Origin of the sequence: Glaciecola sp. SC05 (assembly GCF_041380235.1) — a bacterium.
Taxonomy (GTDB): domain Bacteria; phylum Pseudomonadota; class Gammaproteobacteria; order Enterobacterales; family Alteromonadaceae; genus Glaciecola.
The window spans coordinates 14,676-41,550 of the sequence record NZ_JBGIYY010000003.1; the positions used below are offsets into that span (position 1 = coordinate 14,676).

24 protein-coding genes are annotated in these 26,875 nt (G+C 44.1%); 10 read left to right on the plus strand and 14 right to left on the minus strand.

All coding sequences use genetic code 11. The annotated features are described in order from the left end of the window. Nucleotides 1-319 precede the first annotated feature (319 nt). A complete protein-coding gene (fur, locus tag AB9H30_RS03345) occupies nt 320-745 on the plus strand; it encodes a ferric iron uptake transcriptional regulator (protein WP_371193222.1) in 426 nt (141 codons plus the stop codon). Here the strand turns inward: fur and AB9H30_RS03350 are convergent. The 4 genes from AB9H30_RS03350 to AB9H30_RS03365 are packed head-to-tail and all read right to left on the minus strand — an operon-like array spanning nt 742 to nt 4,188. Further along, complete coding sequence (locus AB9H30_RS03350; protein ID WP_371193224.1) at nt 742-1,599, minus strand: aminotransferase class IV; 858 nt, start codon at nt 1,597-1,599, stop codon at nt 742-744. The two genes, fur and AB9H30_RS03350, sit on opposite strands and share 4 nt — an antisense overlap. A gap of 36 nt (nt 1,600-1,635) precedes the next feature. After that, nucleotides 1,636-2,652, minus strand: a complete 1,017-nt coding sequence (locus AB9H30_RS03355) for a biotin-dependent carboxyltransferase family protein (RefSeq protein WP_371193226.1) — start codon at nt 2,650-2,652, stop codon at nt 1,636-1,638. Next, nucleotides 2,645-3,457: an allophanate hydrolase subunit 1 gene (locus AB9H30_RS03360; protein WP_371193227.1), complete on the minus strand. Its 813-nt coding sequence runs from the start codon at nt 3,455-3,457 to the stop codon at nt 2,645-2,647. Before AB9H30_RS03360 ends, AB9H30_RS03355 begins: the two co-directional genes overlap by 8 nt. 2 nt (nt 3,458-3,459) lie before the next feature. Beyond that, the gene (locus AB9H30_RS03365; RefSeq protein ID WP_371193228.1) at nt 3,460-4,188 is read right to left on the minus strand and encodes a 5-oxoprolinase subunit PxpA; all 729 of its coding nucleotides are present in this window, start codon (nt 4,186-4,188) and stop codon (nt 3,460-3,462) included. A 566-nt stretch (nt 4,189-4,754) separates the two neighbouring features. Between AB9H30_RS03365 and AB9H30_RS03370 the strand changes: the two genes are divergently transcribed. The 3 genes from AB9H30_RS03370 to AB9H30_RS03380 are packed head-to-tail and all read left to right on the plus strand — an operon-like array spanning nt 4,755 to nt 7,138. After that, on the plus strand, nt 4,755-5,639 hold the full coding sequence (locus AB9H30_RS03370; RefSeq protein WP_371193230.1) for a S1 RNA-binding domain-containing protein: 885 nt from the start codon (nt 4,755-4,757) through the stop codon (nt 5,637-5,639). A gap of 2 nt (nt 5,640-5,641) precedes the next feature. Continuing rightward, nucleotides 5,642-6,046 (plus strand): OsmC family protein, encoded by a 405-nt coding sequence (locus AB9H30_RS03375; protein ID WP_371193231.1) that lies wholly within the window; start codon nt 5,642-5,644, stop codon nt 6,044-6,046. A gap of 12 nt (nt 6,047-6,058) precedes the next feature. After that, nucleotides 6,059-7,138, plus strand: coding sequence for a hypothetical protein (locus AB9H30_RS03380; protein ID WP_371193232.1), 1,080 nt, complete (start codon nt 6,059-6,061; stop codon nt 7,136-7,138). A gap of 42 nt (nt 7,139-7,180) precedes the next feature. On the opposite strand, the gene AB9H30_RS03385 is transcribed toward AB9H30_RS03380, so the two are convergent. The 7 genes from AB9H30_RS03385 to AB9H30_RS03415 form a co-directional block, all read right to left on the minus strand. Further along, on the minus strand, nt 7,181-8,488 hold the full coding sequence (locus tag AB9H30_RS03385) for a Na+/H+ antiporter NhaC family protein (RefSeq protein ID WP_371193233.1): 1,308 nt from the start codon (nt 8,486-8,488) through the stop codon (nt 7,181-7,183). An 11-nt stretch (nt 8,489-8,499) separates the two neighbouring features. Continuing rightward, the gene (locus AB9H30_RS03390) at nt 8,500-9,444 is read right to left on the minus strand and encodes a hypothetical protein (RefSeq protein ID WP_371193234.1); all 945 of its coding nucleotides are present in this window, start codon (nt 9,442-9,444) and stop codon (nt 8,500-8,502) included. After that, on the minus strand, nt 9,441-9,773 hold the full coding sequence (locus AB9H30_RS03395; protein ID WP_371193235.1) for a PadR family transcriptional regulator: 333 nt from the start codon (nt 9,771-9,773) through the stop codon (nt 9,441-9,443). The genes AB9H30_RS03390 and AB9H30_RS03395 overlap by 4 nt, the downstream gene beginning before the upstream one ends. A 581-nt stretch (nt 9,774-10,354) precedes the next feature. Continuing rightward, nucleotides 10,355-11,131, minus strand: a complete 777-nt coding sequence (locus tag AB9H30_RS03400; protein ID WP_371193236.1) for a hypothetical protein — start codon at nt 11,129-11,131, stop codon at nt 10,355-10,357. A 665-nt stretch (nt 11,132-11,796) separates the two neighbouring features. Then, a complete protein-coding gene (locus AB9H30_RS03405) occupies nt 11,797-12,060 on the minus strand; it encodes a hypothetical protein (RefSeq protein WP_371193238.1) in 264 nt (87 codons plus the stop codon). A 141-nt stretch (nt 12,061-12,201) separates the two neighbouring features. Further along, nucleotides 12,202-13,743, minus strand: coding sequence for a DNA recombination protein RmuC (gene rmuC, locus AB9H30_RS03410; RefSeq protein WP_371193239.1), 1,542 nt, complete (start codon nt 13,741-13,743; stop codon nt 12,202-12,204). A 122-nt stretch (nt 13,744-13,865) separates the two neighbouring features. Further along, nucleotides 13,866-15,395 (minus strand): fumarate hydratase, encoded by a 1,530-nt coding sequence (locus AB9H30_RS03415; RefSeq protein WP_371193240.1) that lies wholly within the window; start codon nt 15,393-15,395, stop codon nt 13,866-13,868. Nucleotides 15,396-15,647: 252 nt separating this feature from the next. Here AB9H30_RS03415 and pabB point away from each other — a divergent pair, with 252 nt between their 5' ends. From pabB to AB9H30_RS03430, 3 genes are all read left to right on the plus strand, one after another. Further along, entirely contained in the window at nt 15,648-17,102 is a 1,455-nt protein-coding gene (gene pabB, locus AB9H30_RS03420) for an aminodeoxychorismate synthase component I (protein ID WP_371193241.1), read from the plus strand. Further along, entirely contained in the window at nt 17,102-17,692 is a 591-nt protein-coding gene (locus AB9H30_RS03425; protein WP_371193242.1) for a CoA pyrophosphatase, read from the plus strand. The genes pabB and AB9H30_RS03425 overlap by 1 nt, the downstream gene beginning before the upstream one ends. A 163-nt stretch (nt 17,693-17,855) precedes the next feature. After that, complete coding sequence (locus AB9H30_RS03430) at nt 17,856-19,229, plus strand: L-serine ammonia-lyase (protein WP_371193243.1); 1,374 nt, start codon at nt 17,856-17,858, stop codon at nt 19,227-19,229. Between the two features lie 103 nt (nt 19,230-19,332). Here the strand turns inward: AB9H30_RS03430 and cysB are convergent, their stop codons facing one another. Next, nucleotides 19,333-20,307 carry an HTH-type transcriptional regulator CysB gene (gene cysB, locus AB9H30_RS03435; RefSeq protein ID WP_371193244.1) on the minus strand — a complete coding sequence of 325 codons (975 nt, stop codon included), beginning with the start codon at nt 20,305-20,307 and terminating at the stop codon, nt 19,333-19,335. Nucleotides 20,308-20,523: 216 nt separating this feature from the next. On the opposite strand from cysB, the gene AB9H30_RS03440 reads away from it, so the two are divergent. From AB9H30_RS03440 to AB9H30_RS03450, 3 genes are all read left to right on the plus strand, one after another. After that, nucleotides 20,524-21,240 carry a sensor histidine kinase gene (locus AB9H30_RS03440; protein ID WP_371193245.1) on the plus strand — a complete coding sequence of 239 codons (717 nt, stop codon included), beginning with the start codon at nt 20,524-20,526 and terminating at the stop codon, nt 21,238-21,240. Between the two features lie 32 nt (nt 21,241-21,272). After that, nucleotides 21,273-22,043 (plus strand): hypothetical protein, encoded by a 771-nt coding sequence (locus AB9H30_RS03445; protein WP_371193246.1) that lies wholly within the window; start codon nt 21,273-21,275, stop codon nt 22,041-22,043. 172 nt (nt 22,044-22,215) lie between these two features. Then, nucleotides 22,216-23,799, plus strand: a complete 1,584-nt coding sequence (locus tag AB9H30_RS03450; RefSeq protein ID WP_371193247.1) for an ABC-F family ATPase — start codon at nt 22,216-22,218, stop codon at nt 23,797-23,799. Between the two features lie 42 nt (nt 23,800-23,841). Here the strand turns inward: AB9H30_RS03450 and AB9H30_RS03455 are convergent, their stop codons facing one another. Then, entirely contained in the window at nt 23,842-25,203 is a 1,362-nt protein-coding gene (locus tag AB9H30_RS03455; RefSeq protein WP_371193248.1) for a mechanosensitive ion channel family protein, read from the minus strand. 111 nt (nt 25,204-25,314) lie between these two features. Then, nucleotides 25,315-26,520, minus strand: coding sequence for a DEAD/DEAH box helicase (locus AB9H30_RS03460; RefSeq protein WP_371193249.1), 1,206 nt, complete (start codon nt 26,518-26,520; stop codon nt 25,315-25,317). Nucleotides 26,521-26,875: the final 355 nt, after the last annotated feature.

Genomic DNA, 26,875 nt, shown 5'->3' on the forward strand with positions numbered 1-26,875 from the left:
ATTTTTAATTAGAAAGCCTGACCGACGTTAATCACGTAAGTTAGGCTTTTTTCGTGGCAATTTGTCTGTTCTATGCGGTATATCAAAATGAACTTACTTACACGCAGCCACTGGCAATCACGAAAAACACGGAGAGACTGGTAAAGCCTATTACCATTTTTTGAACAACACTTAACTGCATAAAATTAGGTACATCGCTAATTTTGAATTAAACCAAGATGTGTTGGCCCTTTATTTGTTATCATAATGATCGGCAAAAGCTGTTAAATCTTGAATTCTTACTTATAATAAGAACAATAATCCGAACATTAGGAAACTCATGGACCATAATAAAGAACTGAAAAAAGCAGGCCTTAAAGTTACGCTTCCTCGCTTAAAAATCCTTGAGATTCTTCAACAACCAAATAATCAGCATATTAGTGCAGAAGATGTATACAAACTGCTGATTGATATGGGTGAAGAGATTGGCTTGGCAACGGTGTATCGGGTACTCAACCAATTCGATGATGCCGGAATTTTGAATCGTCACCATTTTGAAGGTGGAAAATCGGTGTTCGAAATAAGCCATAAAGATCATCACGATCATTTGGTGTGCTTAAAGTGCGGCAAAGTTGTAGAGTTTGAAGATCACATCATTGAAAGGCGTCAAGAAGAGGTTGCTGCGGCAAACAATATGACGCTTACTCACCACAGCCTTTATTTATATGGTCAATGCGCAGAAGGTGAATGCAACGAAGACGATTAACAAGTAAATTTGTAGTTGTTGTATACCGTCTGGGCGGCTAACCACATTTCGCCCGGACGACCATCTCCAACCGCTTTGTCATTCACTTCCACCACGGCACCTATTTCTTTACTCGAAGATGTCAACCAAACCTCATCGCAATCATCTAACATGCTTAGCGGCACAACTGTTTCACGCAGGTCAAACCCACCGGCGTTCGCTAAACTATCAACAATGATTCTTCTTGTAATACCCGGCAGCAACTGATTATCGAGTGGCGGCGTGTAAATAACCTTGTCTTTAACAACAAAAATATTGCAGGCGGCCGCTTCTGTAATTTCATGTTTATCGTTATACAAAATCACTTCATCCTTACCCGCATCTTGGCCTTGCTGAAAATGCATGACGTTTCCGAGTAAGGATGTCGATTTAATATGGCAACGCTGCCACCGTAAATCCTGAGCAGTAGTTACTCTAAAGCCCTTGGCTTTATCGCGATCAAGAGCCTGTGAAGCAGGGATAACAAACGCATAGGCGAATACAGTAGGTGTCACGTTTTTTGGGTAAGCATGAAAGCGCTTGGTATCGGCGCCTCGGCTCACGTGAATATATATACCCATGTCGGGCGTATCAAACTGCGCTAGCAAACCTTGGATAAGTTCCATCCACATTGTTTCGTCTGCATGATACTCAATGCCAATCTCTTTTAAACCGCTGTTCATTCTTGCTAGATGCAGTTTCAAACCTACCGGCTGACGCCCATAGCAAGGAATGACTTCATAGATACCATCGCCAAATAAAAAGCCCCTGTCCATTGGCGAAATTTTTGCTTCGCTTTCATCAATATATTGGTGGTTAAGAATTACATTGGCCATGCTGATGCTCTCTATTGAGTTAGTTAGCTGATTGAATCACGAACTTAAGCGCTGATCTACCCATGTGGCTAAATTTTTCATTTGTTGATGCCAAATGCTACGCTTTGCAGCAATACTGAGTTCGTCAGTGGCAGTAAAGCGAAGGGGGTCACCGGCTTTTTTCTGGGCCAATTTTGCTCTTGAAAAACCATCGACTGCACCAAGTACAGGATAGCCACCGATAGTTTGACGATCGTTAAGCATCACAATAAGTTGTCCGTTACCCGCACACTGGATTGCACCATTGCAAAGCCCTTGCGAATAGAGTGTTCTAGCATCGGTATCTATAGACGGACCAACGAGACGCATGCCCATGCGATCACAATCAGGCGACACCATAAATTCTGAACTTAACAACTTTAAACGCTCTTTAGTCGAAAACGACTCCCATTGGTAGCTGGGGATAAATTGTAAAGTTTCGGTATCTATAACGCTTTGGCGGTGAAGCACGCTGCCAATAAGCTTGTTATCACGCCTTAAGGTTTCTACCAATTCTGCTAGCTCATGGGCTGGCCTAGAGTGCTGTTTTTTAAACGATAAGGTATCACCTGCCTGCAGGCTATCTCCGTTTAAATGGAGCCCTCCGCTACCCTCACGCCTAACATTAGACGCTGAGCCATATAGAGTAGGCACATCAAACAACCCTCTACACGCTAGATAGAGCCTCGCGCCTTGCGTGGCCCCGATGTTAGTAACATTAAGCGTGGCACCTTTAGGAATAAAGATAGCCTCGTTCATGTTGTGCGCTTCGCCATCGACGAGGCAGTTCGCAGGCGCCCCAGTTAAAGCGACAAGCGCTGCTTGATGAAATATCATCTCGATGCCGCCTAATGTCACTTCGACGCCAACATGACTGAATTTGGCATCTGCTTTGTGGTTTCCGAGCAATGCCTGACCCAACTCAAAGCTTTGCCAGTCTAATGCGCCTGATTGGGTATAGCCTAAGTGCGAGGCTAATCGCCTGCCTGCATCAACTAATTGGGCGTATACGCTTACCTTCAGGATCTCAATCACAACTGCTCACCCGTTGACAGTAGTCTTCTTCGCTAATCGCTCGAAAGCTCACAGTGTCCCCCGCCCTGAACTGAACCTGAGCATTATTGCCAAGCGCTAAAGGTGTGTAGCCCAAAATATGCCACCCACCTGGAGAGCTTTGCGGATAAATTGCAGTTTGGTTGTCGGCAATGGCTACCGCGCCAGCCGGCACGCTTTTTCGTGGGCTACTGCGCCGCGGAATATTGAGCGCGTGCTCAGTCAGTCCCATATATGCAAAGTTAGGCAAAAATCCTACTGTGAATACGCGATACTTAGGCTGGCAATGCAGCACTATGACTTCATCTATCGTCAGTGCACTGTATCCGCTGACGATGTCAATATCGTTGGGCAGCGTTTTGCCTGACAGTTGGTTCTTAGGCAATGCTTGCTCTAATGTGGGTGAATAACACACATCAATCGTATGGTGCTGTTGGCTAGTATCAGTGTTTGGCACTGCATCAGTTTGCGTTTGAGTTATACTTTGGATGTGTCGCAAGCAGCGCAGCACTGAGAACTTATCTGCCAGTTCTGCATCGTAAACAATTAACAGTGAAGTGTAGGCCGGCACATAATTTTCTAGCCAATTGGGCAACTGAGATACTAGCGCAGCACTCCACCTTCGCACCTGTTGATTGGCATTGATGAGAGCCGCGTCGCGACTAGATTCGGGTGATGAAAACTGCAGTAAACAGCTGTTTTCGTTTACCCAATGCACGCACACAGACTCGCCAAGCCAGTACTTATCTAGCGCCCCATGAATATATTCATCTCGCGGCAAAAACACGCTTATTTACTCAGAAATTTACGAATGTTTATTAGCAGTTCCAAGGCACTCGGGGTATCACCATGAACGCACAGCGTGGTGGCCTCTACATCAATAGCTTTATTGTTTTCCGCAATTACCTGCTTATTTACAATCAAGCGCTTTGCTTGCTCGAGGGCCTCTTCTGCATGTAATACTGATCCAGACTGCTGACGCGAAACCAAGTAACCTGTGGCGGTATATCGACGGTCGGCAAATGCTTCAAACATCAGGGTGACGCCGTAGCGTTTTGCAAGTTCTTTATGAAAATCGTTATTTGAAAGAGCCTGTATCATTAAGGGATATGTGCAATGATATTGCGACATTGCGCTTAACACATCCTCGAACACCTGAGGATACTGCATCATATCGTTATACAGCGCGCCATGCGGCTTTACGTACTCTAGCTTAACCTGCTGACATTTTGCCATGCCTTCTACAACCGCTATTTGTGCGTGCAGCATTGGAATTAATTCGTTTCCTGGAATGCGCATACTGCGACGCCCAAAGCCCTGTAAATCCGGATAGGAGGGATGCGCACCAAGGCTGACATTATGTTCTTTGACCAATGCTATGGTCGTTTGCAGCACCTTCGGGTCGCCCGCATGGTAGCCGCAGGCAAGATTAGCTTGGTCGATATACGGCATCACATCCTGATCGGTGCTCGACTGCCAAGACCCGTAACTTTCACCTAAATCTGCATTCAGTTTCATCAACGCTCTATTACCTCAACGATTAGGGATAGAATCATAACAGTACCTCTGTACTGTTTTACCAGAATTTTCATAATTATTTGTAAATCTTGGGTTGCCCAAATTGATTCAATTGCAGGACTGATTTTTGTATTTTACTTTGTGCTATGTTCTGTATTAAATAATAAACGGAACATAGTCAATGTTTTCATGGAATAAGAATCGGTTAGTTTCTATCTTTTTTTGTTATTGCCCTAATCGCATTTAACACTAACACCATTGCTCAAGACACCTCTAATTCAAACAATTCGGCCTCAAGTGACGGCACTTACATCGAAAGTACTGACGGTGAATATGAAGACGACGAAGAAGTTGTCGAGACCCTCGAAGAGCTCGTGCAGGGTATGCAAAAATTTGACGGCATTTTTACCTTATATCAAGACGCAGATACCGGCGGTCTGCACATGGCCCATAAACATACACAATTGCTGTGATATTTTTGTGGGTTTTTAATGCAGTAGCGCTCGAAAAGCCGGTGTATACTGTTATCATGCGCAACATATAGCCACAAATGAACTAGTAGACTGATGTTATCGATTGGAAAAATCAACACCTTACAGGTAAAAGAAGCCACACCGGTTGGTTACGTGTTATGCGACCCTCAAAGCATAGCCCTTCCCAGCAACCCATGGACTGAAAATGTGCGTGCCCAAGCCCAAGAAATATTGCTGAGCGCCACTGATCATAGTCTTACCGAAGGCCAAAGCGTTGAGGTATTTTTATACTATGGGCAAGACAAGGCTATTCATGCCAGCATGCTCAAACCCACAATTTCGGTAGATGAGTTCAAGGCACTAACGGTGATAGGGCTAACCGACGCCGGTGCATTTTTTAAATGGGGTATCGAGCGCGATTTGTTTGCACCTAAACAGCATACACATAGCGAACTCGCTGAAGGCATGCCCGCGGTAGTGCGCTTAATTCATGAGCCAACTCAAAACCGCATGTTTGCTACCACTAAAATTGAGCAATTTCTGTTAGATGCCCCTGCTCAATGGGATTATAGCCTGCCAGTAGAGCTGTTAGTTTATGGTAAGTCCCCATTAGGTTATAAAGTCATCATTAACAATAGTTTTGGTGGCCTGCTGTATCACAGCGACCTGTTTAAACCTGTGCATATCGGTGAGACTCATACGGGGTATATCACTAAAATAAGAGAAGATGGCAAAATTGACGTCAGTCTGCAGCGTCATGACGCAAAACAGAGGCAGTCTCTTAATCAGCAAATTCTAGAGGATTTAGAGGCCCATGGCGGTATCTCAACACTAACGGATAAGAGCAGCCCTGATGATATTCAAACACGGTTTAACGTCAGCAAAGCAGCATACAAGCGCGCGCTTGGGCAACTTTATAAGTCAAAGCAGATCCTCATCACCCCTACTCATATTAAACGTAATTCGGAGAGTACTTAAACATGAAAGCAACGGTTAGTTGGCAACCTTCAGAAGATGATCTTGGTTTTGATGGCAAGATGGACTCAGGCGAAACACTGCATCTTGACGGTAACGGCAAAGCACTCTCGCCGATGCAGGCTGTGTTGCTTAGCGTCGGAGCTTGCTCATCGGTAGATGTAGTTGAAATCATGCGTAAAGCCCGTCAGGGGATCACTAGCTGTGAATGCGAACTTGAAGCGCAGCGGGCTGATCAGCCACCACGCGTATTTACACACATTCACGCTCATTATGTGGTAAGCGGGAGCAATGTAAGCGAAAAACACCTCGCGCGAGCGGTGGCCTTGTCGACTGAAAAATACTGCTCCGTCATGCTCATGCTAAATGAACAAGTGGAAATCAAAACCACTTATGAAATCAAAGCGTAAGCGAGTTCCGGCATGAATTGGCGGGCCTTAGTAATTGCATTGCTGTTGTTAGCCTCCGGTTTTTACGGAGGATATACAGCTGCAGTGCTCGGGCTTTTTGGTGGCAAAGTAAACCAAGCCCCATCTCAACAAGTTGATCAGAAACTGGCTGCCCAAAACACTTCTAAGGCTCCTCATGCCTGGCTAGATATCGAACAAGGCCTGCGTAAAAAAACTAGCGACCCAAGCGAGACAAGCGTTTATTTAGCCCCTACCGACTTAGTCGAACTCCCTGAAGAAGAGAATCAGGGCGAAGATTATCGCTGGCAAGACCCAAGCGATATTATATCAATGTTTGATGAATTAATGAGTTTATCTGAGCCAGCTGACGACGACGAGGTCGCCGCGTTCTCTCGGGCAATTGATCAACTTCGCACAGCACTTGCTGATTCTCCGACGCAACTGGCGATATTAGTAGAGCACATGCAAACGCTGAGTTTTGATTCTAAAGAATTTCACTACATCACGGCCATTTTACAAGGTTTGCCCGATCAAAAAGGTTACGCGTCACTCGAGAACGCCGCATTAAGACTCAGTCAACAAGAAGATCTGCAGTCTCGCCAACAGTTTTTGCATCTAGTTTCTAGCACTTATACAGCAACAGAGAACCCGGAAATTCTATCTGCACTTGTCAACATTGCCTTGTATTCACAAGCGGATGAAGAGGCAAAACTAGAGGCGCTTGATCTGGTCATGCCTTTTCAAATTACCAGTGTCGAAAAATCACAAATTTTGTCTACGCTATATGGAATGTTAGAAAATCCTGACACTGAAAACCGCAGTACGCTAGCAAATCATACTTTACGTTTTAGCAGCAATGATGAGCGTGAAGTCATCGCCAATCGCTTCATTAAGCCAGAAAACGATTTGGAGCTACGTTACAGCATTTTAGACGGTTTACACGCAGGTACAGTTCCTCGTTCAGCACAAATAAAAGAACAGCTGTTTACTATTGCAAGAGACTCTTCTGATCCTCTGAGCGACCAAGCTAAACACGCCCTAATGTATGTCTTTGATATTACCAACCAGGAATACCAGCAGCTTAAACAGTAGTAGCGCCGTTAATAAAAACCGATGGTTAGCAAAATCGTCCCTCTATACCTTTGAGCCTGCTAAAGACTTTGGAATATTCAGTGCAATGGCCAATAATCCAAACACAAATAGCAACATTGGGTACCATGAGTACATCGATACCGACAGCGGCGAAATACCACCTAATGCAGCGATGGCAAGGATTTGTCCACCATAGGGCACAAGCCCCTGAAAGCTGCAAGAAAACACGTCTAAGATGCTGGCTGTGCGGCGAGGATCGACCCCATATTGGCGATTTAGATCTTTAGCAATAGGCCCGGCAGTCACAATTGAAATAGTATTATTTGCGGTAGATACGTCGAGCACACTGACCAATGCGGCGATGCTAAACTCAGCACCTCGGCGAGTTTTAATGCGGCGCGTGAGCACACTTATTAGCCATGCAATGCCGCCGTATGCCTGCATCAAACTAACAATGCCGCCAATTGTTACTGCAATCATCGCTAAATTTTGCATCCAACTTATACCGGTTTGAATGCTTTGCAAGGTGCTAACTAGCGTTAAGCTACCCTCCCAAAGACCAATCATGGCAGCACTGCCAATGCCGATTGCCAACACCAAAATCACATTCAAGCCAAATAGTGCGCTGGCGATAATGAGCACGTAGGGCAAAATTTGCAGCAGTTCATAGCTGCTCGACTGTAAATTGCTAACATCGGCGACGGGAATAAACAGTAAAATCAACATCGTTACAAAGCATGCTGGCAGGGTAATATATACGTTTGCTTTAAATTTATCTTTTAGTTCAACATCTTGACTACGCGTGGCAGCAATTGTGGTATCTGACACAAACGACAGGTTGTCACCAAACATCGCACCACCCACAACAATTCCGGCTAGCAGTGCTGGTGCTGCACCTAAGGGCTCTGCAAGGCCAAGACCAATTGGCGCCATAGCGGTAATGGTACCGGTAGACGTACCCATTGCAAATGAGATAAAGCAACAAATAAGAAAAAGCCCCGGCAAAATCATAGGTCTTGGTATTAGGCCCAAGGCAAGATTAACCGTTGCGTCTCGTGCACCAATATCTACCGTGATTGAATAAAACGCGCCCGCTAGTAAAAAGATAAACACCAACAATATGATGTTTTTATTGCCTGCTCCTTGGCAGAATATATTTAATTTATCCGCAAAGCTTAAGGCCTTATCTTTGCGGTTTAACAGCAGTGCATAGGCAGCCCCCAGAAAAAACGCCACCAAAATTGGCATCGTGGTGATATCGTTAGTCAATATACCGGTAAAGAGCACAATAACGACAAAAAATATAATCGGGCTAAGCCCTATAAACTGTGCTGGTGGCGCTTTGATCACGTGGTCTCTTTTTATTGGAGTTGATTTAACTTTCGTATTTGCAAATACCCAAGAAACCCAATGATAACAGCAGTAATGGCTAAGAAGTAGCTGAAATAACTCTCAAAAGCTTGTTGGATAAACGGCCAGTTTTCAGCTACTTCCGGCTTGCTAATGATAATTAACTCTGGCAATGATGCCATCCATAAAAAAGCGACGGAAAACACAATGTGATCAGCGATATAGCTAAGCAAAGTCCATCGCTGCCAGCTTGCTTGTGTTAATCGAAATAGCGCAAAAACCAATGATGCGACAGAAATAACCGTTAAGATAATACGCCAATGCTCACTGCTAGGAGATAAGGCAAACACCAAAGCTTGTTGGCCCTCCTCACTCATCCATAAAGAAGTCCATAGCAATAACAGAAGAAAACTTGTACTGACGAGATCGGTCAGGGTGTCTGATAAACTGATTTTAGCGTCAGGATATTTCGGCAATTTTTCAAGAGACCAATTTTTATAGCGCAACTTCCCTAAATACCCACTCTTTCCTAAAAAGTAAAAGCTCAAGGTCACTACCAGCAAAAGCAATGCTGCATGATCAACAAAATTTCCAAAGGTTTGAAAAACTAATCTAAACGGGTTTAAAGAGTCAGACACCAACATTGCGCTTAGCGTTTTTAACAATGAAAAGATGAATATCAAGACCGCACCATGCATCAACACCGACTGGTATAGCGGCATGTCTTCGCCAGCAACTAAGGGAGCTTGTGGCGCATAACTTTGCGCAACAGCAAGCGGATGCCCGTACTTTTCAATCACTAATTGTATGGCGTGATCTTGAGTTTCGCCGTTTTCGGTGTGCGCGTCTGCCTCATCTAACATATTCGCTTTGAGTTCGCGCAGGATGTCGGATTCTTTATCGGCGGGTAATGCTTGTTTTACTGCGGCTAAGTATCTATCTAATAATGTCATCATTTTATATCCAACAAAGCGTTCATGCTTTTATTTAGTTGTTGCCAATCATCAATGAGTTGCTCGAGCACTTCATGCCCTTTTTTGCTTAGCAGGTAGTACCGCCTTTCCCTGCCCTCACTATGCTTCCATTCACTGTCTAGCAATTCTTGCTCAGCTAAGCGTCGAACCAGCGGATACAGTGTGCCTTCATCAATTTCTATTCCTGCGTCATTCAGTAGCTTTCTTAAGGAGTAACCGTATTGGGGAGTTTTTGTCGAGGCGAGTACCGACATAATTAAGGTTCCCCTTCTGAGCTCCAGTCGAAGTTTATTGGCTCGCGAATCTGTCATTAATCACTCCTAAATTGGTACTGTATGACGCACAGTAATATTACTATGCGCCACACAGTAGTGTAGTGTCAATCATTTTTTATAAGCGTCTTTGTAGCAAGATGTTTGGCGCTTAATGCAAAGACAGCAACAGAGTGCATTGCTGAACGCTAGTTTTGCACCTTTCGATAAGAAAGCCGCATCATCAAATATTGTCTATCCGTTATTCGCAGACAAAAAGGACATCAAGTATAAATTGTAAAGTTTGAACGATTATAAAATGCTATTTTTGTCCTATCGACTCGGTCTAGAATACGGCAATAGCGGTCATTAGAGCATTAAGTTTGAACATGCATTTTGGCCATACGCGAGTCTTTGGTAGGTCTGCATTGAAGCGCAGGCATGGGCTGATTACCTGCCACTTCTGATTTCTATTATTTGCGATCGCAATAGTAAAAAGGTGGTCCTCGTTTCAATAATTGAAACGGTAAATTTACGGTTATTCAAAAGTTATGATTAAACTATTTCTTCTCGATACCTAAGATTCAAAAACACCTGAGCCAAGAGCTAGGCCCAATTTTTCCAGGGGCTTGGTTTGCCAATTAAAAAGCGAAACGCACGCCCACATTTAACGTTGTGATTTTTCCAAACTCGTAGCCTGTTACCAGTGCAATGTTGGGAAGGAAGTTCCAACGTCCGTTCACGCCGATAAGAACGTCTGTCTCGAAGGGATCTGAACCACTAGAGGCAACGCCCCCGACCGCGGTATAACGCGCATGGCCTTGGAGATGAAATGTCGGAGTTACTGCCCAGATAACACCAATTTCTGAACCGATGCCGCTATCGTCAGAGTCAATATCAAGGTTGAAGCCGGCAACGCTTGCATCCCTTAACTCGAGCTGGTCAAGGCTCAGCCGACCATAGTAAGCTAATGTTTTTGAGACATTGTATTGATAACCAACTCCAATGCGCCAACGCACCACATCATACTCACCTGTGACAGTGTCGGTGTCACTACGGATTTCCAGTTCTTGGCCGAGAGATGCATACTCACCAAACAAGTGTATTTGATTACTAAACTGCCATGCACCACCAATGAATCCACCACCATCAGCATCGCTCTCCACGTCTAGTGGGCCGTTTCCCGTGACCGCTCCTGATGTCTCGATGTCGTTGACAAAACCACCGATAATTCCTCCCTCAATGTAGGTGAAGCTGATATCACCCGCTTGCGCCATCGCATTATTAAATGAGCTGGTAAATATAGCTAAAGCCAATAACAAAGCTGAGTTGTTTTTCATTTTAAAATCTCTATTGTTTGAAAGAACATAAAAGAGTTGTGCTCTTTTCTTTCCATGACTATAGGTGAGTTCTTGCAAAAAAGCTCCATTAAGGTCTGTTAAATTTGTTTAATCTCTGCTCTTGAAGCATTTATAGTGCTGATTGAACATAAGCATAATATCGCAAAACCCAAAAAGACGACTCTCCGAAAACTGCCCAAACCCGTCTAATTAAAGACAACGTTACAATCGATTGTCGAAATATACTTGAGCAACTAATGCAAATATAATCCTAAAAGCGCGTTTACAATAAGACAATCCGTGCTAATTTACATTCATCAAACTCAAGAGCTTGCGTAGCTGTTGAATAAATCAGTTATGACTCTTACTCTGCTCTTAATATGAGTAATAAAATTAATTTCATTCAACAGTGGAGCGAAATAAGCGACATGATCAATTCCATAATTTTGTTAGTGCTTTTTTTGGCCGGTGGCCTAGTTGGTTTTGCCATATAAAGCTCGGATCCGAGTTAACGACTTCTGTCTATTATGCATTTGCTTATTATTTCACAAGTCGCAAAAACACTACACAGTAGTTTAGTGTCAATCACTTTTCATAGGGGTTTTGTTTGAGATGGAAATTGTTGATGTGAAAGACATGTTTTAAAGAATATATGACAAGGTCGGTCACTGGCGTTTAATTAACAATTTTTACCGTGGGCTTCTTATTTTATTGGTTCTAGGAGAGTGTTTTTTGCAACTATGTTAGTCTTTGATTGCTGAATCTGCATTTTGAGGGCTACTGTCTGCATGCGTATTTGCATCTAATTGCTCCCGAAACTTGGCATAATACTCGGCGGAATAACAGACTTCATCTTTTTCAAGCTCACGCGGGCATTTGCCGCTAAACTCAGACTCGTAACGCTTTAATTCTTCATTTTTAACGAGATCTTCTTTCATTCCAAACTTACCCACTAACTCTCCGACAAAAGCTGCGTCTGCCTGTAAACCCATTTCTGTAAGAGGCAAATCGTGCTGACTAGAAGGTGCCTTTTTGTCTTCGATAGCTTCAATAATTGCTACATCTGCTATAAAACCAATAAAAACGACGAAAGCACCCCATTGATCATAATCAGATTCTTAGTTCTATTACTATTATAGATATAGCTTTTATTCATCAATTTGTTCTAGCGTATCATCGTCTTCATCCTGACTATAGCGACTATCCAGCTGTTTAGTCGTCGACACCCCGAGCGCTTTAAAGTCTTGCGCTTGTTTGATCAAATTGCCTCTACCGGTTGATAACTTATTCATTGCGCCATCGTAGCTGTTGCGAAGGGTATCCATATTTTTGCCAATTTTTTCCATGTCACTCACAAAATTAGCAAATTTGTCGTACATCCTAGAGGCTTTTTCGGCGATCACTTTGGCATTTTGGTTTTGATATTCGTACTGCCAAATATTATTGATAGTGCGCAGAGCAACCAGTAAATTTGTAGGGCTCACCAGCATAATTTGATTATCCAAAGCAAGTTTGATTAGCTCTGGCTCTTCTTCTACCGCATTAATAAACGCCGACTCTATTGGAATGAACATCAGCACATAATCAAGAGTCGTAACGCCAGATAGGTTCTGATAGTCTTTTAACGACAGGCCTTTTATGTGGCCCTTTAGCGAGGCTACATGCTCTTTAAGAGCGCGCTTACGGTCTTCTTTACTCGGTGCATTTACTACTTTCTCATGAGCTGTTAACGAGACTTTTGAATCGATAACAATGTCTTTATTGTTCGGCAGATGCACTACTACATCTGGCTGATAGCGTTTGCCGTCTTCATTGGTGACGCTCATTTGCACTTCGTACTCATGACCATTTCTTAGGCCTGATTCTGACAAAATACGCTCGAGCACTAGCTCGCCCCAGTTACCCTGCTGTTTATTATCACCTTTTAGCGCATTGGTAAGGGCCGCTGCTTCTTCGGTGATCTGTTTGTTAAGTTCTTTAAGCCCGAGTATTTCTGTTTTGAGTGAAGCTCGCTCTTGTCCTTCGCGGGTATATTGTTCGGTGATCTGGCGTTTAAAGTCATCAATTTGTTGTTTGAGCGGAGACAGTATTTGGTTGATACCGCTTTCACTGGTTTTAGTGAATTTTTCTGATTTTTGCTCAAATATCTTGTTCGCTAAATTCTCAAACTGAGTGTTGAGTTTGGCTTCTGCATTCTCAAGTAGGCTAAGCTTTTCATCAAAGCCTTTGCGCTCCTGCGCTACACTGGCCTGCATGCCTTCAAAGCGAGCCTGCAACGAAGAATGTTCAGACTGCAGGGTCTGCATCTCTTGTTTTAAGCCTTGAAACTGCGCTTTAGCGTCATCTAACTGAATCGACTGTTGATGAAACTCACCTAACTTTCGTTCACTTTCATACAGTTTAGTTTGATATACCGATAGCTGTTGCTGATACTTTTCTTGGGCGTGATTAGCCGAGACAGACTGTTGCTCGAGCGCGCGCTCTAATTGCGTAAAATTCTGATGCTGAAGCTCTGCCTGATGCTGAAGTTGCTGCACGTCTTGGGCATGCTGTGTTTGTTGCAAAAAATGCTGTGCCTGATGCCGTTTATTTATCACGGCGATAATTATAACGAATATAAATAAACACAAAAACGCAGTTGCAGAAATTAGATACAGCGGCGAAGACACCAGCACATTCCAGAGTGACAAATAACACCTCCTATTTGACATAGATTATTATTGTTATTTTTGGCATTAAAAATGGCAAGCTTGCGTACATGCAGACTTGCCATTCAAACCAATGTTAGACCATTATAGCGACAAACTCTTTTCTACTTTGATAGCGCCGCGTCTAAATCAGCGATATTCGCTTTCCATATCGCAGGGCCAATTTCATGAGCGTTTGCGCCGCTGCTATCAACCGCAACGGTTACCGGCATGTCTTCTACTTCAAACTCATAAATCGCTTCCATGCCTAAGTCTTCAAACGCGACCACGTGTGCTTTTTTTATCGCTTTGGATACCAAATAAGCCGCACCGCCAACCGCCATCAAATACACTGACTTATGTTTCGCGATACTCTTCACTGTTGCCGGGCCGCGCTCTGCTTTGCCAATGGTGCCGAGAATACCGGTTTTTTCAAGCATCATATCGGTGAATTTATCCATACGGGTCGCAGTAGTTGGGCCTGCAGGGCCAACAGCTTCCTTGCCTACCGCGTCTACCGGGCCAACGTAATAAATAAACTTGCCGTTTAGGTCAACGCCATCGGGTAAGCCTTCGCCCTTATCGAACATAGTTTGCAGGCGTTTATGTGCGGCGTCTCTGCCGGTTAGCATTTTACCGCTAAGTAACAGAGTTTCACCCACCTTCCAATCAGCGATATCGTCTTTGCTAACAGTATCGAGGTTTACGCGGCGAGTATTCTCCCCTACTTCCCAGGTAATTTCTGGCCAGTCTTCAAGCTTAGGCTGCGCTAACTCGGCGGGGCCGCTACCGTCTAAATAAAAGTGTGCATGACGCGTGGCTGCGCAGTTCGGGATCATCGCAATAGGCAACGATGCAGCATGAGTAGGCACTGACATAATTTTCACATCAACAACGGTGGTTAAACCACCTAAGCCTTGCGCGCCTATACCCAAAGCATTTACCTTATTGAAAATATCCACACGGAGTTTTTCTTCGGTCGTTACCGGACCGCGCTCAATGAGTTCGGGCATGTCCACCGGATCCATCAAACTTTCTTTGGCAAGCACCGCTGCTTTTTCAGCCGTTCCGCCTATACCTAGACCTAACATTCCAGGTGGACACCAGCCAGCGCCCATAGTTGGCAATGTCTTCACTACCCACTCAGCAATGTCGTCATTTGGGTTAAGCATGACCATCTTAGATTTGTTTTCAGAGCCGCCGCCTTTTGCAGCGATCATCACTTCAATTTTATCCCCAGCGACCATATCGATATGCACTACCGCTGGAGTATTGTCTTTGGTATTTTTACGCGCGCCGGCAGGGTCGCTCACGATAGACGCACGTAGAGGATTATCTGGATTCAAATATGCCCGTCGGGTACCTTCATCAACCATTTGCTGCACGGTCAAATCGCTTTTATCCCACGTAACCTGCATACCTATTTTTACAAAGCAGGTAACAATACCGGTATCTTGGCAAATTGGGCGCTTACCTTCGGCTGACATCCTCGAATTGATTAAAATTTGCGCCATGGCATCTTTTGCAGCCTGACTCTTTTCTTTGTGATAAGCGGCTTCAACGGCCTTAATATAATCGAGTGGGTGATAATACGAAATAAACTGCAGTGCGTCTTCAATGCTGTCGATGAAGTCTTGTTGACAAATGGTGGTCATAAGGTCCCCGTATAAAAAAAGGTGTTGCCTGTGTATATTGCCACGTATACTACCTGTAATCCGATAATACACCAATCATTACCACCGATACTTTAGTGGGAAATCCGATAATTGTGGCCGTGTAATTGACTTGCTTACCTTCGCTGTCAGTAAACTTTTACCCGCTACTATTGCTTGTAAGCAAGCCTTTGCGATCGGGTTGTTGTAAATAAGTGTATCAAGCTTCAACGTGAGTACCAAAACCTAAGTTATATGTCGTTATCGTCACTAACCATTAACGCTGTTGACCAGCTGAAAAATACCCGCGCCCATGACGCTTTTGCGTGCGTAGAGCATTTGCCGTGGGCAATGCTCTTAGATACCTGCAATAATCGCTTAAGCGATGGGCGTTACGACATTATCGCCTATGCACCCCTTGCTAGCTTCCAGTTTGCCGATGGTCAATCGAAATTAAGTATACTAAATCCAAAAGCCGATTTTTTAAGAGAGGCCACGCTAAACCACTCGCCTTTTGATGACCTCAGCAAATTACATCAATTGTTTAGCCAGTCGGTCGACATTAGCGAGCATCAAACAAGTCAACTGCCTTTTTTAATTGGGGCGCTTGGCTTGTTTGCTTATGATATCAATACCCATACTGACCGCATTACCGACAGTCACCCTGATCAATATCAACTCGACGATATCGCCGTAGGTTTTTATGAACAGTCACTGATATTCGACAATTATACTGGTGAGGTTTATCACATAAGCACTAGCGCAAACGATAGCGAGTGGTTGGCACGAATCATAGGACTAACGAATACCGCAGTATTCAAAGCAAACATGCACGCACCGTTTTATCTAACCCAAAATTGGCAAGCCAATATGAGTGAGTCTGAGTATCATGAGAGCATGCACAAAATTGATAACTATCTGCGCGCGGGTGACTGCTACCAAATTAATTTCGCGCAGCGATTTTCAGCCCCCTACCAAGGCTCAGAGTGGCAAGCCTATCAGCATTTAACGGCGGTAAACAAAGCCCCCTTTTCAAGCTTTATTCGCCTGCCAGAGTCTTGCGTGTTGAGTGTATCGCCGGAGCGATTCATCTCAGTTAAAGATCGTAAGGTTGTTACCAAACCGATTAAAGGCACGCGCAAACGTTCGGACGACCCACTTTTAGATAAACAGCTGTCTGATGCGCTACTTAACTCTGAAAAAGACAAAGCTGAAAACCTAATGATTGTTGATTTACTGCGCAACGACTTAAGTAAACACTGCAAACCGCATTCAGTAAAAGTACCGCATTTATTTGCGCTTGAAAGCTACCCGGCTGTGCATCATATGGTAAGCACAGTAACTGGCGAACTAAAAGATAACTCTAGCCCATTCGACTTGCTTGCGGGCGCCTTTCCGGGCGGTTCGATTACCGGCGCTCCGAAAGTACGCGCCATGCAAATCATTCAAGAGCTTGAACCCGACAAGCGCAGCATTTATTGTGGCAGTATTGGCTACGTGGGGATTAGACAAGACATGGACACTAATATTTGTATTCGCACAATTCTCGCAGAAAAAGGCACCATGCACTGCTGGGCTGGCGGCGGTATTGTATTAGACTCACAAGCAAGTGATGAGTATCAAGAGTCATTTCATAAAGTGGCCAAAATATTACCCACCCTTTCAGCCACGTTGCGCCAGCAAAACAACAGTAGCAAAAAGGCGAGCTAATGAAAGAATCTGATTTTTTAGCCGCGTTTAATCAACCTTGGCAAGTAGAGCGTGATGCCGGCGAGCCATTTCCAAACGCTAAGCGTCCAGCGGCGGTGTTGATCTGTTTAAACCCTACTGAGAACGGCCTCAACGTTATTTTTACCACTCGCGCAACGCACTTAAAGCACCACGGCGGTCAAATTAGCTTCCCGGGCGGAAAAGCCGAAGATGATGATATGGGGGTAATTCATACCGCTTTTCGTGAAGCCGAAGAAGAAATCGGCTTAGCCCCTGAACAGCTCAAAGTCATTGGACAGCTCCCACCCTATCGAACGATTAGCGGTTTTGCCGTGACGCCCATAGTAGCCAAACACATAAGCGGTGTGAAGATCCCTGATGACCTAACAATCGACGCTAACGAAGTCGGTGATGTGTTCCAAGTACCATTATCTTTTTTAATGGATAAAAAGAACTATTTTATTCATCACGTTAACCGAGGTGAGTTAAACTTTCCTGTTTATTACATTACCTATAATGACTACACAATATGGGGAGCCACCGCAGGCATGATTGCGCACCTTCGTGATCATATCCTTTATCACACCTAACAGGTAGAACAACATAGCCATTCTTTGCTTTAACCTTTTGTTGCTATGGACGATTTATCTTGCAACAATTTATTAACATTACTAATATCAAGCATTAGTAAATCTAACTTGTTAACGCATCAATATGTGTAACACTTAAGCACTAAAATTTTAGGAGTGCATTATGATCAGCGTTTTCGACATGTTTAAGGTTGGCATCGGCCCATCTAGCTCACATACCGTTGGACCCATGCGAGCGGCAAGACAGTTTGGCTTAGATTTACAAGCGCAGTCATTATTGCAGTCTGTAGACACTATTCGTACTGAGCTCTATGGCTCCCTAGGTCAAACCGGCAAGGGACATGGCACAGGTAAAGCGGTCATACTAGGACTGTTAGGCTATACCCCCGACAATGTGCCAGTCGAAGCGATAGATAAAATGCTTGCCGATGTTGAACGTAAACAAAGCCTGCAGTTAATGCTTGAAAAAGACATTGTTTTCCCTACTCAAGGCGCCATCGTCTTTCATCGTCGTAAAACCTTACCCTTGCATGCTAACGGCATGACACTGTTTGCAGAGAAAAACGGCGAGTGTATTTACCAACAAACTTACTATTCTATCGGCGGCGGTTTTATTGTTGAAGAATCTGACTTTGAAGCACAAAAGAAAGAGAAGATTTCTGAGCAGCAAATGGTTGCACCTTTTGGCTTTTCAAAAGCGGCTGAGCTACTTGTGCACTGCAAAGAAAATAGCTTTCGAATAAGCTCACTGATGCTAAAAAATGAAGCGATACTGCGAGATGAAGCAGACACCCGCAAGCAGCTTGTGCATATTTGGAAAGTCATGCAAAACTGTATTGAGCGCGGCATTAATACCGAGGGGATTTTACCCGGCGGACTTAAAGTGCATCGCCGAGCCCCTGCCCTTTATCATCGTCTGCAAAACGAGCGTAACGATGACCCCATGCAAGTCATGGATTGGGTAAACATGTATGCTCTAGCCGTAAATGAAGAAAATGCCGCAGGCGGACGTGTGGTTACTGCACCCACTAATGGTGCGGCTGGGATTATTCCCGCGGTGATGAGCTATTATCATAAATTTATCCGCCCAATGGACGACGATACGGCCTGTCGCTTTTTGTTGACCGCGGGCGCCATTGCGATTTTATACAAAAAGAACGCTTCCATATCTGGCGCAGAAGTAGGATGTCAAGGTGAGGTTGGCGTAGCTTGCTCAATGGCGGCTGGCGCACTTACCGAAATTTTAGGCGGCTCAGTAGACTCGGTTGAAAACGCCGCTGAGATTGGCATGGAGCACAACTTAGGCTTAACCTGCGACCCGGTGGGCGGCCTAGTTCAGGTGCCCTGCATCGAACGCAACGCAATGGGCGCAATCAAAGCGATCAATGCTTCTAGATTAGCCCTACGCGGCACAGGCACCCATAAGGTCTCCTTAGATAAAGTCATCAAAACCATGTGGGAAACCGGTAACGATATGAAGAGTAAATACAAAGAGACGGCCCGCGGTGGCTTAGCCGTAAATATTATTGAGTGTTAAGCTATGAGTGATGCCTACTGAAATTAAAAAAGGGACGCTTTGTCCCTTTTTTACTCGTGTCGTGAGATTTGCTATAAAATAAGCCCGATGACGCTCTTGGGCTTTATTTAACCGGCAAAGTTAAACCCTTGAACATCTTTTCGACTTCTTCATTGTTTTTTTGCATCATCGCACGCTCAACGACTTCTTTTGTTAAATGCGGTGCAAAGCGCTCAATAAATTCATACATATAATTACGCAAAAATGAGCCCTTTCTAAAGCCTATTTTAGTGGTGCTGTAATCAAACAGATGACTGGCGTCAATTCTTACTAAGTCTGAATCAAGCTTTTCGTCAATTGCCATCGATGCGATGACTCCAACCCCGACACCTAAGCGAACATATGTTTTTATCACGTCTGCATCGGTAGCGGTAAACACAATTTTTGGCTCAAGGCCGGCTTCGGTAAACGCTCGATCTAACTCAGAGCGACCGGTAAAGCCAAACACATAAGTCACTAAAGAATATTTAGCGATGTCTTCAATAGTTAAGTTTGGTTTCTTTGCTAAGGGATGCGATTTATTAACAATCACTGAGCGGTTCCAGTGATAGCAAGGCAGCATGACTAGGTCGCTATATAAGTGCAGTGACTCTGTGGCAATCACAAAGTCCGCTTCACCCTTAGACGCTAAACTGCTTATTTGAGAGGGCGTTCCCTGATGCATATGCAAAGACACTTTAGGATACTTGCTCATAAACCCTTGTATGACATCTGGCAAAGCATATCGGGCTTGGGTATGCGTTGTCGCAATATTCAGCTTACCTTGATCGGGTAAGGTGTGTTCACGAGCAACCGATTTAATACTTTCTACTTTCGCTAAAATTTCACGCGAAATATTAATGACTTCTTTGCCGGCTTCGGTCACGTGCGTGAGATGCTTTCCACTGCGTCCAAAAATTTGAATGCCTAGCTCATCTTCTAACATACGCACTTGTTTGCTAATGCCCGGTTGTGAGGTGTACAGATTTTCAGCGGTTGCCGAAACATTCAGGTTATTATTTAGTACTTCTACAATGTATCGCAGTTGTTGTAGTTTCATTCAAGACCTTGGGTATATTGCATTTAACGGGATAGCAAAAAACGTGGCGACTATACTTTGGTTTAGCTTCAGCAAATGTAAACTCAGTCGATACATTCATATGTAAATTCGCACAAAAGTATAGCGAACATATCATTTTATTGCATAAGAAAAACGTATTTTGTGTTTCATTGCAAGTAACTTTTGGTATTAATTGACTCAAATTGGATCCCCACAGTGCCTAACAAACCTAGCGACAGCGGAAGTGAAACAAAAGAACTGGTAGATTTTTCATCAGTGATCGCCGTAGCGATACATGACATGAAGAACTCGCTTAGCTTACTCATGCAATCTATTGAGCAAATGGCTGAGGTTATACCTAAAGAAGTCATTCAGGCCCACAACAGCTTAAACAGCGTCCATTACGAAGCCAATAGAATGAACACTACGCTGGTACAGGTACTATCGTTGTATCGCGCTGAAATAGATGCTTTGCCCGTTAACATTGACGAAGTTTTTATTGCTGAACTGTTTGATGAAATTGTTGAGTCAAACGTCTTATATACTAATCAGCAAGGCATCAAAGTGAAGGTCAATGTAGATGAAGATTTATCTTGGTACTTAGATCGCGAGCTTATCTATCTGCTGCTGCACGACGTGCTTATTAATGCAGTGCGCTATGGGTGCAAAAATATTTGTCTTAGCGCAGATATCACTGACGAAAATCTGATTGTTTCAGTAGAGGATGATGGCCCTGGGTACCCCGCTTCGATGCTAGAAATGTCGAGTAAGGTTTTGGATCAGCACTGCATTAGCGAGGGGCGTACTGGCCTTGGGCTCTTTTTTGCTCGATTGATGGCGCACACTCATAAAAACATGGACCGGCGCGGCTCAATTAACTTAGCCAACTCAGACGTCACCGGTGGCAGTGTGTTTACACTATCATTGCCTTAACTCATAACTCTTATTAGCACAGTACCGATAATATGAATCAAACCTACATCATTATTATTGTTTTAATAGCAGCCCTTATTGTAGCGGGAATAGCGGCTAGTGCCGTTCAACAACATAATGAACGCAAAGCCACTAGCAAACGAGAGGAAATTATTCGTCAGCGTGCAATTTTAGACGAAACCGAAATTGCGGTCGGCGCCGCTCAAAAAATGAAATTGTCAAAGCGCCTTATTTCAATATTGCGCAAGCGGTCGCTATCAGCGCTAATTGAAATCTACGAACAAAATCCGAGCAACGACTTAAAAGGTAAAGTTAGCGAGCTTCAAAAATCAATCCGTGAAATTAAAATCGACGAGCCCGCACCGGACCAATCTGCCTTTGAGTTGCCTAAGAGCGATAAGGTGATCATCAAGTACATCCAAGCTATAAAAAAACTCAGGGTGATATTAAGAAGCGAATACAAAAAAGGTAACATCAGCATTGAGGAATTTAAGGTTGAAGAAGAGGCCTTAGAGCGCCTGCAACTCAGAGTGAATATAGAAACACTTCACAAGAGAGCCACGGACGCCGTAATTAATGGTATGCAAGGTTCTGCGCGACAGTATCTTGAAAAAGCATTAGCTGCTTTGGCCAAACAAAAACAAACGAGCGCTTATATTGAAGCAAAGAGGCAAGAGGTAACCGCTATGCTCGATGGCTTAGAAAGCACACTCAAAGATAAAAATGTGCAAAATATTTTGGATGAAAAAGCAAAAGAAAAAGAAGATATCGACACACTCTTCGCACCAAAAAAGAAATGGTAACTCCCTACTCTATTTAGCCCTTCGGAGCTAAATAAATACTTCTATGGTTTAATCCATTTGATAATTCGGGTATAGTGCGCGCGCAATTTACAGCAGTCTACTGCTGACCACCGTTTATTATGCGTATTTATGACATTACGCACATGTGCACCACCTCAAAGGATACACCGAGTTGATTACCACCGCTAACATCACCATGCAGTTTGGCGCTAAGCCATTGTTTGAGAATATCTCCGCCAAATTTGGCAACGGCAATAGATATGGCCTAATTGGCGCAAATGGTTGCGGCAAGTCAACCCTTATGAAAATCATGAGCGGTGAACTTGCGCCCTCAGCAGGCAATATATCAGTCTCTCCTGGAGCGCGCATCGGTACCCTTAATCAGAATCAATACGCGTTTGAAGAATACTCCGTAATCGATGCCGTGATCATGGGTGATCCTCGCTTATGGGAAGTCAAAAAAGAGCGTGACCGCATATATTCCTTGCCTGAAATGTCGGAAGAAGATGGCATGAAAGTCGCTGATCTAGAGTCAGAATTTGCTGAAATGGATGGCTACACTGCTGAGAGTCGAGCAATCGAATTATTGGTAGAAGCGGGAATTGAAGATAGCTATCACTTTGGTTTAATGTCTGAAGTTGCCCCCGGTATCAAGCTCCGCATACTAATTGCCCAAGCCCTATTCGCTGAGCCCGACATTTTGCTTCTCGATGAGCCGACTAACAACCTCGACATTTACACCATAAAATGGCTTGAAGACGTTCTTAATCAGCGTAAAAGCACCATGATCATCATCTCGCATGACCGACATTTTCTGAACGCTGTATGCACACATATGGCCGATATTGACTACGGCGAACTGCGAATTTACCCAGGTAATTACGAAGCATACACTGCCGCTTCAAGCCTTGTACAAGAGCAATTACACACCGAAAACGCTAAGAAAAGCGCTGAAATTAAAGAGTTGCAGAGCTTTGTAGCGCGCTTCTCTGCAAATGCATCAAAAGCAAAACAAGCGACCTCTCGCGCAAAACGCATGGAAAAAATTGAATTGGACGAAGTCATTGCGTCAAGTCGTCAAAGCCCATTCATCAGATATAAGCAACACAAAAAATTACATCGCCTAGCGCTTGAAATGCATAATCTGTCGCACGGTTTTGATGGGGAAACACTTTTTACCAGTGAAGATATTTTACTGGAAGCTGGCGCCAAACTTGCCATCATCGGTGAGAACGGTGCAGGTAAAACAACCTTAGTTCGCTGCCTTGTGAACGAACTGGTTGCAAACGCAGGCACAATGAAATGGTCAGAGAATGCCTCAATCGGTTATTTAGGCCAAGACGTTAGCAATGATTTTGGCACTTCTATGAAGCTCTTTGATTGGATGTCGCAATGGCGCACACCTAAGCACGACGATTTAGCAGTTCGCGCAATTTTAGGACGCTTATTATTTACTGCAGACGACATCGAGAAAGACGTGAAAGTTTGTTCGGGTGGAGAGAAAAACCGCCTGATGTTTGGCAAACTTATGATGCAAGAAATCAATGTACTGGTAATGGATGAGCCGACTAACCACATGGATATGGAAGCCATTGAGGCCCTAAACAAAGCCCTCAAAGAATTTGACGGAACACTGATTTTTGTCAGCCATGACCGTGAGTTTGTATCCAGTTTAGCGACATCAGTGATTGAAATTAAAGACACCAAACTACACTATTTTCAAGGCACTTATGACGAGTACGTCAGCGGGCGCTAAACCGGTGAATTAAGATGATATGAAAAGTGAGGCGCCTTTCGGCTACTCACTTTTTTTTGCACCGGCACTTTTCACTTGCGCCATTCTTATGCCGGCCGAAGACGCGTCATCATCATTCAGCACCCGAACCTCACGCTGAGGGAACGGGATAGTAATACCGTTGGCCTTGAGGGTTTCAAAGATGATCAGCAGTAAATCACCACCCACGCGGTTTTTACCATCATCAATTCCTTCCATCCAAAACTCCACAAACATGTTAACGCCTGAATCACCAAAGCTGTCTATTTCACAGTCGGGCTGCTCCTCAAACGGAATACCCTCGCCACTGATTACTTTTGGATGGGTGGCAACCGCGGCCTTAATCAGTTCGACCATAGAGCGGATATCGGTGGCATAGGCGACTGAAAAGTCGACTCGATAGCGTTGTTTTGGATCTTTGTGAGTCCAGTTGACCAAAAACGTTGAGATGAATTTTTCATTGGGTACTAAAATGTCCTTTCCATCATAGGTTTCAAGTACCGCATAACGCATTCTGAATTCTCTTACAAATCCCATCTGGCCATCTTCTAGTTCAACAAAGTCACCCACGGTAAGCGACTTGTCTAATAAAATGATGATGCCCGAAATAAAATTTGATGCGATGGTTTGCAGACCTAAACCAATCCCTACCCCTAAAGCACCACCAAAGACGGCTAAGGTTGTAAGGTTGATACCCATGACATTAAGCAACAGTAACGCGATGATACAAAATAATGTGACTTCAAACAGTTTTGCAAACACTTCTCGAGTCGGTATATCGAGAGACTCTTGGCGTTTAATTACCGATTGCCCGAAGTTGTTCGACGCTCTACCTAACCAAAATAGGAAGCCACCAAAAACAAGCACCCTAGCCACGCCATAAGCGGACACTTCAATATTGCCGACGGCTAAGGAAATACTTTCAAGGGAACTAATTAACAGAGGAAGTAAACCAACTAATTTTAAAAATATTAGCGGTAGGCCAACCCACTTAAAGGCTCTAGCAGCAACTGGGTTTAGAACAAGGGCGTTGATCAATGCGTTAAAAAACAGCAGTGCGGCAATCGCATAGGCGGTGTTTATCAGCCACGGCGAGTATTCAAAGTAACTTGAAAATTCACTAGAAATAAACAGCAGCACAAATGCAAACATCGGGAACATCAGCGCGCCAATGCGGTAAATCAGATTAACAATTGGGTGGGAAGTCGGCTCTGGTGCCTGCATCGTGATTGCATTGCTTGCACGTATTTTCCAAGCGATAGAAAAAGCGATGATATAAATGAGCGCAACCAAGCAAAGCTGTATGTAGGTATGTGGGTCGCCAAGTACCGCTTCAAACTTTTGCAGAGCCACATCGGCTTGCGTAATAATCTTGTCAAAGTTCATAGATACGCCTTTAGTAAATGGATTTGAAACAAACATTATTTTGTTTCAAATCCAGCTTGTCGCTTAATTAACTGTCGATGTTAGGGAGCATCTTGTATTTAAGCAACTAAATTAGTCTCTTTTTACTCTCTTTGGACGTTTTGGCTTTGGCGCTCTGATGGGCGCTTGGGTGCTGGGCTTTTCAGATAGACCGGCAACTTCAAGTACATTAATGTGTTGACCGATGAGGTTTTGAATCGCTTTTAATTGTTTACCGTCTTCGTTGGTTACAAAAGATACGGCACTACCTGTGGCGCCTGCACGGCCGGTTCGGCCAATGCGGTGAACGTAATCTTCCGGAACGTGCGGTAGATCATAATTGACCACATTCGGCAGCAAGTCGATATCGATGCCGCGAGCGGCAATATCAGTGGCAACAAGCACGCGTAAATTACCCGATTTAAAATCGCTCAGGGCTTTGGTGCGAGCTCCTTGGCTTTTATTACCATGAATAGCAAGAGAGGTAAGCCCTTTCGCGTTTAGCTGTTTAGCAATGCGATTCGCACCGTGCTTTGTGCGTGAGAACACGAGCACTTGTTGCCATTTATTGTCGGCAATTAAAGTGGCTAACAGCTTACTTTTATTCGATTTATCAACATGCACTATGTGCTGCTCGACGGTGGTCGCCGCTGCATTTTTGGGCGTGACCGAGATTTCGATAGGATCTTTAATAAACTGTTTAGCAAGCTGGCGGATATCGTCAGAGAAAGTGGCTGAAAACAGCAAAGTTTGGCGTTTAGTCGGCAATAGTTTCATGATCCTTTTAAGATCATGGATAAAGCCCATATCGAGCATACGGTCGGCTTCGTCCAACACAAGAATACTCAGATCAGTAAATTTTATCGCGTTTTGAGAATACAAATCTAACAAACGACCCGGTGTTGCAGTCAGCACGTCACTGCCCTTTCTCAGACTTTTAAGTTGAGGGTTAATCGATACCCCACCAAAGGCAACGGTAGAGTTCATATTTGTATATTTATGACTGAGCAATACGCTTTGAGCAACCTGCGCGGCTAATTCACGGGTTGGGGTTAAAATCAGCGCTTTCACATGGTTGGGTTTGGGCCGCTGCGGATGCGCGTTAAGCATGTGCACTATTGGCAGTGCAAAAGCGCCCGTCTTACCGGTGCCGGTTTGCGCAGCTGCCATTACGTCTTTGCCGCTTAACACAGCACCAATCGCTTGTGCTTGAATAGGAGAAGGTGTTTCGTAGCCTTGGTCAGCAATTGCGTCAAGTACTGGCTTTGACAAGCCTAGTTCAGAAAATGAGACAGACATTAAACGCGTTGCTCCGATATAGCTGGGTTAAAGATGATGTGCAAGCGCACAAATACAGTTTGAAAAAAGGCAAATGCCATTAAAAATCCTAATAGATAAAATAGAGAGGGAGGTCATGCCGACAGACTTGGAAAATAAGCGAATACCGACCTTAGCAGTATATCGCATTACCGATAGTAATTGATAGACAAACCCTAGCTTAATCATTCTTTCATCGATTTGCACAAGCAATTTTTATTAATAGCCATATACTGTGACGCAACATGCTTTCCATGGCATACGTTGACCAAAATATTGTGACACAGTGTTAAGCTTGTTCGATAAGCGCAAAAGCATGAGCCCTGTAAAGTCTGAC

Coding starts and splice junctions, on each gene's coding strand:
- fur (WP_371193222.1), top strand. CDS start 320: ATGGACCATAATAAAGAACTGAAAAAAGCAGGCCTTAAAGTTACGCTT.
- AB9H30_RS03350 (WP_371193224.1), bottom strand. CDS start 1,599: ATGGCCAATGTAATTCTTAACCACCAATATATTGATGAAAGCGAAGCA.
- AB9H30_RS03365 (WP_371193228.1), bottom strand. CDS start 4,188: ATGAAACTGAATGCAGATTTAGGTGAAAGTTACGGGTCTTGGCAGTCG.
- AB9H30_RS03370 (WP_371193230.1), top strand. CDS start 4,755: ATGTTATCGATTGGAAAAATCAACACCTTACAGGTAAAAGAAGCCACA.
- AB9H30_RS03375 (WP_371193231.1), top strand. CDS start 5,642: ATGAAAGCAACGGTTAGTTGGCAACCTTCAGAAGATGATCTTGGTTTT.
- AB9H30_RS03380 (WP_371193232.1), top strand. CDS start 6,059: ATGAATTGGCGGGCCTTAGTAATTGCATTGCTGTTGTTAGCCTCCGGT.
- AB9H30_RS03390 (WP_371193234.1), bottom strand. CDS start 9,444: ATGATGACATTATTAGATAGATACTTAGCCGCAGTAAAACAAGCATTA.
- AB9H30_RS03395 (WP_371193235.1), bottom strand. CDS start 9,773: ATGACAGATTCGCGAGCCAATAAACTTCGACTGGAGCTCAGAAGGGGA.
- AB9H30_RS03415 (WP_371193240.1), bottom strand. CDS start 15,395: ATGACCACCATTTGTCAACAAGACTTCATCGACAGCATTGAAGACGCA.
- pabB (WP_371193241.1), top strand. CDS start 15,648: ATGTCGTTATCGTCACTAACCATTAACGCTGTTGACCAGCTGAAAAAT.
- AB9H30_RS03425 (WP_371193242.1), top strand. CDS start 17,102: ATGAAAGAATCTGATTTTTTAGCCGCGTTTAATCAACCTTGGCAAGTA.
- AB9H30_RS03430 (WP_371193243.1), top strand. CDS start 17,856: ATGATCAGCGTTTTCGACATGTTTAAGGTTGGCATCGGCCCATCTAGC.
- cysB (WP_371193244.1), bottom strand. CDS start 20,307: ATGAAACTACAACAACTGCGATACATTGTAGAAGTACTAAATAATAAC.
- AB9H30_RS03445 (WP_371193246.1), top strand. CDS start 21,273: ATGAATCAAACCTACATCATTATTATTGTTTTAATAGCAGCCCTTATT.
- AB9H30_RS03455 (WP_371193248.1), bottom strand. CDS start 25,203: ATGAACTTTGACAAGATTATTACGCAAGCCGATGTGGCTCTGCAAAAG.
- AB9H30_RS03460 (WP_371193249.1), bottom strand. CDS start 26,520: ATGTCTGTCTCATTTTCTGAACTAGGCTTGTCAAAGCCAGTACTTGAC.